The sequence below is a fragment of the Ensifer sp. ENS07 genome, assembly GCF_014852185.1.
In the GTDB taxonomy this organism is placed as follows: Bacteria; Pseudomonadota; Alphaproteobacteria; order Rhizobiales; family Rhizobiaceae; genus Ensifer; species Ensifer adhaerens.
The window spans coordinates 1-10,178 of the sequence record NZ_JACVBE010000031.1 but is presented as its reverse complement, the minus strand read 5'-3'; the positions used below and the strand labels follow the sequence as shown (position 1 = coordinate 10,178).

Here is a 10,178-nt window from a genome sequence, read left to right as displayed (position 1 = left end):
GTTCATTGGTCAGGCTCTCGACATAGTAGGAGCCGGCAAGCGGATCGACGACCTTGGTGACACCGGTCTCGTGCTGCAGGATCAGCTGCGTGTTGCGGGCGATGCGCGCTGAAAACTCCGTCGGCAGTGCGATCGCCTCGTCGAAGGAGTTGGTGTGCAGCGATTGCGTGCCGCCAAGGGCGGCCGACATCGCCTCGAAAGCGGTGCGGATGATGTTGTTATAGGGATCCTGCTCCTGCAGCGAGACGCCCGAGGTCTGGCAATGGGTACGCAGCATCAGCGAAGACGGCTTCTTCGGCTCGAACTCCTTCATGATCCGGGTCCAGAGCAGCCGCGCCGCCCGAAGCTTCGCCGCTTCCATAAAGAAATTCATGCCGATGGCGAAGAAGAACGAAAGCCTCCCGGCGAACTCGTCGACGTTCAGCCCCTTGGCAAGGGCAGCCCGCACATATTCGCGCCCGTCGGCGAGCGTGAAGGCAAGCTCCTGCACCAGCGTCGCGCCGGCTTCCTGCATGTGGTAGCCGGAAATCGAGATCGAATTGAACTTCGGCATCTCCTTCGCCGTATACTCGATGATATCGGCGACGATGCGCATCGAGGGTTCCGGCGGGTAGATGTAGGTGTTGCGGACCATGAACTCCTTGAGGATGTCGTTCTGGATGGTCCCCGAGAGCTTGTCGCGCGAAACGCCCTGTTCCTCGCCGGCGACGATGAAGGAGGCGAGGATCGGAATGACCGCGCCGTTCATGGTCATCGAGACCGACATCTCGTCGAGCGGAATGCCGTCGAACAGGATCTTCATGTCCTCGACCGAGTCGATCGCAACCCCTGCCTTGCCGACATCGCCTTCGACGCGCGGATGATCGCTGTCGTAGCCGCGATGGGTCGCAAGGTCGAAGGCGACGGAAAGGCCCTTTTGTCCGGCCGCGAGATTCTTCCGATAGAAGGCGTTCGAAGCTTCGGCCGTGGAGAATCCGGCATATTGGCGGATCGTCCAGGGACGCCCGGCATACATGGTCGCGCGCGGACCACGCACGAAAGGCTCGAAGCCCGGCAGCGAATCCAAATGATCGATGCCGTCGAGGTCGCCGGCCGTATAGAGCGGCTTCACCGCAATGCCCTCGGGCGTCTGCCAGGTGAGGCTTTCCGGCGCTGCCTTCAGTTCACGCTCGGCGAGCGTTTCCCAGTCCTTGGTGGTCTTTTCGGTCATCGGATGTTCTCCTGGATGATGGCGTCGACAGCCGTCGCCATCATTCGAATTCCATGATCAGTTCGTCGACCGCGAGGCTGGCGCCGGCGGCGACCGCCACGCGCTTGACCACGGCCTTCTTTTCGGCGCGCAGAATGTTTTCCATCTTCATCGCTTCGACCACGGCAAGAGCCTGCCCGGCCTCGACGGTGTCGCCGGCCTTGACCGTGACCGAGGTGATGACACCCGGCATCGGGCAGAGCAGCATGCGCGACGTGTCCGGTGGCAGCTTTTTCGGCATCAGCCGCGCCAGCTCCGCAACCCGCGGGCTTCTGACGTGGGCAATGGTGTCGATGCCGCGCCAGCGGAGCCGGATGGCGGTTCCAACCCGATCGACTTTGACGCTCAAGGGCTCATTGTCGATGTTGAAGGTGGCAAGGGTGCGGCCGGGAGCCCAGTCACCGGCGATCGTAACCGAGGCGCCGTCGGCAAATCGGACATAGGCACCATCGGCAGACGCGCCGGCGGTGACTGCGAAGTTGTGATCGCCGAGGCTGACCACCCAGTCGTGACCGACGATGCGACGGTGATTGCCGATCGTGCCGGAGATCTGGCTGGCGCGCTCCTGCAGCACCTGGTTGATCGATACGGCGACGGCTGCGATCTTGCGAAGCGACTGCTCGTCGGCCGCAACGCCGTGGAAGCCGTCGGCGAATTCCTCGGCGATATAGGCCGTGGTCAGCCGGCCCTCTCGGAACCGCTGCTGCTGCATGACGGCTGCAAGGAACGGCAGGTTGTGACCGATGCCTTCCACCTCGAACTGATCGAGCGCATCGGCCATGGCATCGACTGCCGTCTTGCGATCCGGCCCCCAGGTGCAGAGCTTGGCGATCATCGGGTCGTAATACATCGAGATCTCGCCGCCCTCGAAGACGCCGGTATCGTTGCGTGTCACCGTGCCATCTTCGCGTCTGCCCTCGACCGGGGGACGATAGCGCGTGAGCCGACCGATCGACGGCAGGAAATTGCGGTAGGGGTCTTCCGCATAGAGCCGGCTTTCGATCGCCCAGCCATTGAGCTTTACGTCGTCCTGGCCGAAGGCGAGTTTTTCGCCGCTCGCAACACGGATCATCTGCTCGACGAGATCGAGCCCGGTGATGAGCTCGGTCACCGGATGCTCCACCTGCAAGCGCGTGTTCATTTCGAGGAAGTAGAAATTGCGCTTGCCGTCGACGATGAACTCGACGGTACCGGCCGAATGATAGCCGACGGCCTTGGCGAGCGCGACCGCCTGTTCGCCCATGGCCTTGCGGGTCTCGGCGTCGAGGAAGGGCGAGGGGGCTTCTTCGATGACCTTCTGGTTGCGTCGCTGGATCGAGCATTCGCGTTCGCCCAGGTAAAGCGTATTGCCGTGTTTGTCGCCGAGCACCTGGATTTCGATATGGCGTGGCTCGGTCACGAATTTCTCAATGAAGATGCGGTCATCGCCAAAGGCGTTCTTCGCTTCGTTCTTCGACGACTGGAAGCCTTCGCGTGCCTCCTGGTCGTTCCAGGCGATGCGCATGCCCTTGCCGCCGCCACCGGCCGAAGCCTTGATCATGACGGGATAGCCGATCGAACCGGCGATCCGAACCGCCTCGTCGGCATCCTCGATCAGACCCATATGGCCCGGAACCGTGGAGACACCCGCTTCGGCCGCGAGCTTCTTCGAGGTGATCTTGTCGCCCATCGCCTGGATGGCTCCAACCGGAGGGCCGATGAAGGCAACGCCTTCCTTTTCCAGGGCTTGCGCAAAGGCGGCATTTTCCGAAAGGAAGCCATAGCCCGGATGAACGGCATCGGCGCCGGTCTTGCGGATCGCATCGATAATTTTGTCGATGACGATATAGGACTGCGCCGAGGGCGAGGGGCCGATATGCACCGCCTCATCCGCCATGCGCACATGCATCGCGTCGCGATCGGCGTCGGAATAGACCGCGACCGTTGCGATGCCGAGCTTCTTCGCAGTCTTTATGACGCGGCAGGCGATTTCACCACGGTTGGCGATGAGGATTTTCTTGAACATCTTGTTTCTCTTTCAAATCCGGACTGCGCGTCAGCGTTTGAACTTGCGGCGATAGGGCAGAAGCGCGATCGAGGATGCCGCAGCAGCACCTCCAAAGAGCAACGCGAAAGGCACGACGACCATGAGGGTTGCGAGCACCGGGCTCGTCGAGCGGATGATGTGCGTGCCGACCGCGCCGATATTGAGCCAGATCAGCACGCCGGCCGTTATGGCCCCGATCGCAACGCCGATCAGCGCGTTGACGGTCATGTAGCGCAGCATCTGCCAGTGGTCGCGTCGGGCCTCTTCCGGTGTCATTACGCGTTCCGGCTCCCGTTCCATCGTCGCCTCCATCAGAGCGGGATCGTGTCGTGCTTGCGCCAGCGGACATCGACCTGCTTGTTGCGCAAGGATGCGAAGGCACGAGCGATGCGGCGACGCGACGAATGCGGCATGATCACTTCGTCGATGAAGCCACGCTCGGCGGCCACGAACGGATTGGCGAAGCGCTCCTCGTATTCTTTGGTGCGCGCGGCAATCTTCTCGGCATCGCCGAGTTCCGAGCGGTAGAGGATCTCGGTTGCGCCCTTGGCGCCCATCACGGCGATCTCGGCGGTCGGCCAGGCATAGTTGACGTCGGCGCCGATGTGCTTGGAGGCCATGACGTCGTAGGCGCCCCCATAGGCCTTGCGGGTGATCAGCGTCACCATTGGCACGGTCGCTTGGCTATAGGCGAAGAGCAGCTTGGCGCCGTGCTTGATGACGCCGCCATACTCCTGCGCGGTGCCAGGCAGGAAGCCGGGCACGTCGACCAACGTCAGGAGCGGGATCGAGAAGGCGTCGCAGAAGCGTACGAAACGCGCGGCCTTGCGCGAGCTGTCGATATCGAGGCAGCCGGCAAGCACCATCGGCTGGTTGGCGACGACGCCGACTGTCTGGCCCTCCATGCGGATGAAGCCGGTGATGATGTTGCGGGCAAAGCTCTGCTGCAGCTCGAAGAAATCACCTTCGTCGGCGAGCGCAAGGATCAGTTCCTTCATGTCGTAGGGCTTGGTGGCGCTATCGGGGATCAGGCTGTCCAAACGCATTTCGAGCCGCGCCGGGTCGTCGTGGAAGGGACGGACCGGCGGCTTCTCTCGGTTGTTGAGCGGCAGGAAATCGAAGAGCAGGCGCACGTGCTCAAGCGTTTCGATGTCGTTCTCGTAGGCTGCGTCGGCGACGGAGGACTTTTTCGTGTGCGTGCCCGCACCGCCGAGTTCTTCGGCCGTGACGATCTCGTTGGTCACGGTCTTTACGACGTCGGGCCCGGTTACGAACATGTAGGAGGAGTCACGCACCATGAAGATGAAGTCGGTCATGGCCGGCGAATAGACGGCGCCGCCAGCGCAGGGCCCCATGATGACCGAGATCTGCGGGATGACGCCCGAGGCTTCGGCATTGCGGCGGAAGACCTCGGCATAGCCGGCAAGGGAGGCCACGCCTTCCTGGATGCGGGCGCCGCCCGAGTCGTTGAGGCCGATGACCGGCGCGCCGTTGCGTACAGCCATATCCATGATCTTGCAGATCTTCTGCGCATGCGTTTCCGACAGCGAACCGCCGAGCACCGTAAAGTCCTGGGAGAAGACATAGACCTGGCGGCCATTGATTGTGCCCCAGCCGGTGACGACGCCGTCGCCCGCGACCTTCTGGCCTTCCATGCCGAAGTCGACGCAGCGGTGCGTGACGTACATGTCGTATTCTTCGAAGGAGCCTTCATCGAGCAGCACCACGATGCGTTCGCGCGCCGTCAGCTTGCCTTTGCCGTGCTGGGCATCGATCCGCCGCTGGCCGCCGCCGGCTCTTGCTTCCGCCCTGCGGGCTTCGACCTGTTCTAGTATGGCGCGCATGGTGCCCTCCCGATTTTTTGATGCCCGGCTTTTTCAACGATTGTGCAGAGGCGCTTCGAGCTTCGCAATAGCGTCGAAGACGGCATGGAAAAACGTCTCTTCATGTGCAAATGTGAAATAGAGTATTTTGTGAAACGTAAATTGCAAAGTTGCAAACATGGCGATCGGCAAGCTCTATATCGGCCGCAAGGTCAGGGAATTGCGGGAAGCGAACAAGGCGACGCAAGGTCAGTTCGCTGAACGCATCGGTATTTCCACCAGCTATCTCAACCAGATCGAAAACAACCAGCGGCCGGTTTCGGCGGCGGTGCTTTTGGCGCTCGCCGAAAAATTCCAGATCGACATCGCCGAGCTTTCGACCGGGGAGGGCGATCGCCTGCTTTCGGCGCTATCGGAAGCGCTCAGCGACCCCCTGTTCGAGACCTATTCGGCGAGCCTGCAGGAGCTGAAGCTCGTTGCCCAGAACGCGCCAGGCCTGGCGCATGCACTGATCACCTGTCACCAGGCCTACCGCCGCAACAGCGAACAGCTTGCGAGCATCGACGACACCATCGGCCGCGGCGGCCCCTTCGTCGAAACGACGCCCTATGAGGAAGTGCGCGACTTCTTCCATTTCGTCGACAACTACATCCACGAGATTGATATACTCGCGGAGCGGCTGGCGAGCGAACTCGGGCTCGGCGAAGGCGACAATCATGCAGCGCTTGCAAGCTATCTGGAGCAGCGCCATGGCGTCCGTGTTGTGCGCGGTGCTGCCGGCGACGAGGCGATCCGTCGCTTCGATCCGCGTGCCCGTATCCTGACGCTCAATCCTTACGCGCCGCCAGCGACGCGCGACTTTCAGATCGCCCTGCAGATCGCCCAGCTTCATGCCCGCGAGGAGATCGACCGGGTGGCCGGCAGCGCCGGTTTCCGCACGGAAGAGGCCTATGAGATCTGTCGCATCGGCCTGCAGAACTATTTCGCCGGTGCGCTCATCTTGCCCTATCAGGCGTTCTCAAAAGCCGCCCGCGACTTGCGGCACGATATCGAGCTGCTCGCCGCCCGTTTCGGCGCGTCATTGGAGCAGGTCTGTCACCGCCTTTCGACCCTGCAACGGCCGGGGCAGAAAGGCATTCCGATCTTCTTTGCCCGCATCGATCGCGCCGGCAACATCACCAAGCGCCATAGCGCCGCGAAGCTGCAATTCGCCCGCTTCGGTGCCGCCTGTCCCCTCTGGAACGTGCACCAGGCCTTCGAGACTCCGGGCAGGATCATCCGGCAACTCGCCGAAACGCCTGACGGCGTGCGCTACCTCTGTCTCGCCACCCAGATCACCAAGGGTGGCGGCGGTTTCCGCGCCGCGCAGCCGCGTTATGCGCTGGCGCTCGGCTGCGAGATCTCCTACGCCGATGCTTTCGTCTATGCCGACGACATGGATCTCGGCAACCGCGCCGCCTTCGACCCGATCGGTATTTCCTGTCGCATCTGCGAGCGCACGAAATGCGCCAGCCGGGCCGTACCGCCATTGAAGCGTCGCCTGATTGTGGATCATGACTTACGCGGCGCTCTGCCGTATCGTCTAAGTGAGAGCTGATTGGGCTTGTCTGTTCATTTTTGAACAGACCCTGTGAGAAGTTGCATATGGGCCTGCCGGAGGTTTGGTGTAACTAGGCCTTAATTGCTCGACTATGCGGTCAGGGAGGACATGCATATGGATTTTCGCCTGTCGGAGGAACAGGAGGCCATTCGTCAGATGGCGCTCGATTTCGCCCGCGACGAGATTGCCCCTCACGCGATCGACTGGGATCAGCAGAAGCATTTTCCGGTCGACACGTTGCGCGGCGCCGCCGCACTCGGCATGGCCGGCATCTACGTCCGTGACGATGTCGGCGGCACGGGCCTGACCCGGCTAGACGCTGCGATCATCATCGAGGCGTTGGCGACCGGCTGCCCCGCCGTCGCCTCCTTCATGTCGATCCACAATATGTGCGCCGGCATGATCGACCGTTATGGCACCAACGAGCAGCGCCAGCGGCTGCTGCCCAAGCTTTTGACCATGGACGTGCTCGCGAGCTACTGCCTGACCGAGCCCGGTTCCGGTTCGGATGCGGCGGCGCTGAAGACAAAGGCGGTCAAGGACGGCGACAGCTATGTGCTGACCGGCCAGAAACAGTTCATCTCCGGCGCCGGTGAATCCGGCCTCTATGTGATCATGGCGCGCACCGGCGAAGACGGCCCCAAGGGGATCTCGACCTTCATCGTCGAGAAGGATGCGCCGGGCCTGACCTTCGGCGCCAACGAGAAGAAGATGGGCTGGCACGTGCAGCCCACCCGCGCCGTCATGCTCGACGGCGTGCGCGTACCCGCTGAAAATCGCCTCGGCGGCGAAGGCGACGGCTTCAAGATCGCCATGGGCGGGCTCGATGGCGGTCGCTTGAACATCGCCGCCGCGTCGCTCGGCGGTGCTCAATCGGCCTTCGAAAGGGCGCTGGCCTACGTTCAGGAGCGGCGCGCCTTTGGCAAGGCGATCGGCGAATTCCAGGCGCTACAGTTCCGTCTCGCCGACATGGCGACCGATCTCGAAATCGCCCGCACTTTCCTTTGGCGTGCCGCTTCGGCGCTCGATGCGGGCGACCCGGAAGCGACGAAGCTCTGCGCCATGGCCAAGCGCTTCGTCACCGACCGCTGCTTCGCCGTCGCCAACGACGCGCTGCAGCTTCATGGCGGCTATGGCTATCTCGCCGATTATGGTGTCGAGAAGATTGTCAGGGACCTTCGGGTGCACCAGATCCTGGAAGGCACCAACGAGATCATGCGCCTCATCGTGGCGCGTTCGCTTATCGGCCGGAAATAGGCCAGAAACGGGAAAGACCGCTCATGGAAATGCAGACGCCAGCACCGGAAGTGATCGTCGAGCGCCAGGGCGCGGTCGGCCGGATCCGGTTGAACCGCACGCGCGCGCTGAACAGCCTCAACGTGCCGATGATCCGGTTAATCGCGGCGGCCCTGACCGAATTCGAGAACGATCCGGCGGTCGCTGCCGTGCTTGTCACCGGCGAGGGCGAGCGCGGGCTTTGCGCCGGCGGTGATATCCGAATGATCTATGAGAGCGGCCGCGAGCGCCCGGAGGAGGGCGCCCAGTTCTGGCGCGAGGAGTTCGTCGTCAACAGCCGCATCTCCGGCTACCGTAGGCCCTATATCGCCATCATGGACGGCATCGTCATGGGCGGTGGCGTCGGAATCTCCGCCCACGGCAGCCATAGGATCGTTACCGAGCGCACCAGGCTTGCAATGCCCGAAACCGGCATCGGCTACTTCCCGGATGTCGGGGCCACCTGGCTTTTGCCGAAGGCGCCCGGTGAATTCGGCACCTATCTCGGTCTCACCGGCCGGGACATCGTTGCTGCCGACGCGATCCTTGCGCGGCTCGCGGACAGTTTTGTCGCTGCGGACAAGCTGGAAGCCTTGATCGCTGATCTCGCCGCACTTGCGCCGAGCGCGGGCAGCGCGGATGTCGACGGCGTGATTGCCAGGCATGCTTCGGAAGCTCCGGCAACGGCGCTTCAAGGCCATCTTGCCCTGATTGACCGTTGCTTTGCCTTCGATACGATCGAAGAGATCCTAGCGGCGCTCGAAGCCGATGGTTCCGATTTTGCCAGGGAGACGCTCGCGCTCTTGAACTCCCGTTCCGCGCTCAGCATGAAGCTGACGCTCGATCTCCTGCGCGCCGGCCGCCGCAGTGCTTCGCTGAACGAATGCCTTGAGCGCGAATACTCTGCGACGCTCGGCATGCTCGCCAATCCCGATTTCTACGAGGGCGTGCGTGCCGCTGTGATCGACAAGGACCGCAATCCGAAATGGTCGGTTGGACTTGCCGACGTGACGCCCGATAGGCTCGCGCGATTTGCGCGCAAAGATCACCCGCCACTGTTCTAGCGCCTGAGGATGGGGCGCAGTTCGGTTTTGGCCGAGTTTCAATGCGAGGAGGAATGACATGACGAAGATCGCCTTTATCGGGCTCGGCAATATGGGCGGTCCGATGGCCGCCAATCTTGTGAAGGCGGGACACGCGGTCACAGGCTTCGACCTGTCTGAGGCTTCGCGCAACGCCGCGGCGAAGACCGGCGTTTCCGTCGCCGGCTCGATAGCACATGCGGTGCGCGGTGCTGAATGCGTCATCACCATGCTGCCGGCCGGCGCCCATGTCCTCTACGTCTGGGATGAACTTCTCGGCTTCGTCGATCCGGGCACGCTCCTGATCGACAGTTCGACCATAGACGTCGATAGCGCCCGGAAAGCTCATATGCTCGCCGAAAAGATCGGCTGCCCCTCGCTCGACGCACCGGTTTCCGGTGGCACCGGTGGTGCTGCGGCTGGCACCTTGACCTTCATGGTCGGCGGCAGCGACGAGGCTTTTTCGCGCGGCAAGCCGCTGCTCGACGCCATGGGCAAGAAAATCGTCCATTGCGGAGGTGGGGGCGCCGGTCAGGCGGCGAAGATCTGCAACAACATGATCCTCGGCATTTCCATGGCCGGTGTCTGCGAAGCTTTCGTGCTGGCCGAGCGTCTCGGCCTGTCGCACCAGGCACTGTTTGACGTGGCTTCTACGTCGTCCGGCCAGTGCTGGTCGCTGACGACCTATTGCCCGGTGCCGGGCCCGGTTCCGACCTCGCCCGCCAACAACGAGTACAAGCCGGGCTTTGCCGCAAGCCTGATGCTGAAGGACCTGAAGCTATCGCAGCAGGCAGCGAGTGCCGCTGGTGCGACGACGCCGATGGGCGCGCAGGCCGCACAGCTCTATTCGATGTTCGAGAAACTCGGCCACGGCGGCGAGGATTTTTCGGCGCTGATCCGTCTGTTGCGCGGGAACGACGAGGCCAAGGCCGGTTAATTCATCCTGCGTCGAAGGATTTCCGCCCGTTTAAGCGGGCGGAAAGTGGCTGCTGCTGTCTGTGGATAGAAATACCGTTTAATTTCAATTGGTTGTGAGATTTATGTCGGGCCCATGAAAATCCCTGTTGACGTCTGTGAGGATGGGGGTCTATAAGCCCGATCACTGACGAGGGCGGCGGCGCTG

8 protein-coding genes are annotated in these 10,178 nt (G+C 62.5%); 4 read left to right on the top strand and 4 right to left on the bottom strand.

Annotated elements, in window-relative coordinates; all coding sequences use genetic code 11:
• From IB277_RS37200 to IB277_RS37185, 4 genes are all read right to left on the bottom strand, one after another.
• Positions 1 to 1,210: methylmalonyl-CoA mutase family protein (locus tag IB277_RS37200; protein WP_246812918.1), on the bottom strand; the 1,210-nt coding region annotated here is incomplete at its 3' end.
• Positions 1,211 to 1,250: 40 nt separating this feature from the next.
• Positions 1,251 to 3,254, bottom strand: coding sequence for an acetyl/propionyl/methylcrotonyl-CoA carboxylase subunit alpha (locus IB277_RS37195; RefSeq protein ID WP_034800103.1), 2,004 nt, complete (start codon positions 3,252 to 3,254; stop codon positions 1,251 to 1,253).
• A gap of 30 nt (positions 3,255 to 3,284) precedes the next feature.
• On the bottom strand, positions 3,285 to 3,575 hold the full coding sequence (locus tag IB277_RS37190) for a hypothetical protein (RefSeq protein ID WP_029742742.1): 291 nt from the start codon (positions 3,573 to 3,575) through the stop codon (positions 3,285 to 3,287).
• 11 nt (positions 3,576 to 3,586) lie between these two features.
• Entirely contained in the window at positions 3,587 to 5,119 is a 1,533-nt protein-coding gene (locus IB277_RS37185; RefSeq protein ID WP_060583584.1) for an acyl-CoA carboxylase subunit beta, read from the bottom strand.
• A gap of 157 nt (positions 5,120 to 5,276) precedes the next feature.
• Here IB277_RS37185 and IB277_RS37180 point away from each other — a divergent pair, with 157 nt between their 5' ends.
• The 4 genes from IB277_RS37180 to mmsB all read left to right on the top strand — a co-directional run bounded on the left by IB277_RS37180 (position 5,277) and on the right by mmsB (position 9,992).
• Positions 5,277 to 6,695, top strand: coding sequence for a short-chain fatty acyl-CoA regulator family protein (locus IB277_RS37180; protein WP_034800105.1), 1,419 nt, complete (start codon positions 5,277 to 5,279; stop codon positions 6,693 to 6,695).
• A gap of 117 nt (positions 6,696 to 6,812) precedes the next feature.
• On the top strand, positions 6,813 to 7,955 hold the full coding sequence (locus IB277_RS37175; protein WP_162731945.1) for an isobutyryl-CoA dehydrogenase: 1,143 nt from the start codon (positions 6,813 to 6,815) through the stop codon (positions 7,953 to 7,955).
• A gap of 23 nt (positions 7,956 to 7,978) precedes the next feature.
• A complete protein-coding gene (locus IB277_RS37170; RefSeq protein ID WP_113080676.1) occupies positions 7,979 to 9,037 on the top strand; it encodes an enoyl-CoA hydratase/isomerase family protein in 1,059 nt (352 codons plus the stop codon).
• 58 nt (positions 9,038 to 9,095) lie between these two features.
• On the top strand, positions 9,096 to 9,992 hold the full coding sequence (gene mmsB, locus IB277_RS37165; protein WP_034800108.1) for a 3-hydroxyisobutyrate dehydrogenase: 897 nt from the start codon (positions 9,096 to 9,098) through the stop codon (positions 9,990 to 9,992).
• Positions 9,993 to 10,178 lie beyond the last annotated feature (186 nt).

Coding starts and splice junctions, on each gene's coding strand:
- IB277_RS37195 (WP_034800103.1), bottom strand. CDS start 3,254: ATGTTCAAGAAAATCCTCATCGCCAACCGTGGTGAAATCGCCTGCCGC.
- IB277_RS37190 (WP_029742742.1), bottom strand. CDS start 3,575: ATGGAACGGGAGCCGGAACGCGTAATGACACCGGAAGAGGCCCGACGC.
- IB277_RS37185 (WP_060583584.1), bottom strand. CDS start 5,119: ATGCGCGCCATACTAGAACAGGTCGAAGCCCGCAGGGCGGAAGCAAGA.
- IB277_RS37180 (WP_034800105.1), top strand. CDS start 5,277: ATGGCGATCGGCAAGCTCTATATCGGCCGCAAGGTCAGGGAATTGCGG.
- IB277_RS37175 (WP_162731945.1), top strand. CDS start 6,813: ATGGATTTTCGCCTGTCGGAGGAACAGGAGGCCATTCGTCAGATGGCG.
- IB277_RS37170 (WP_113080676.1), top strand. CDS start 7,979: ATGGAAATGCAGACGCCAGCACCGGAAGTGATCGTCGAGCGCCAGGGC.
- mmsB (WP_034800108.1), top strand. CDS start 9,096: ATGACGAAGATCGCCTTTATCGGGCTCGGCAATATGGGCGGTCCGATG.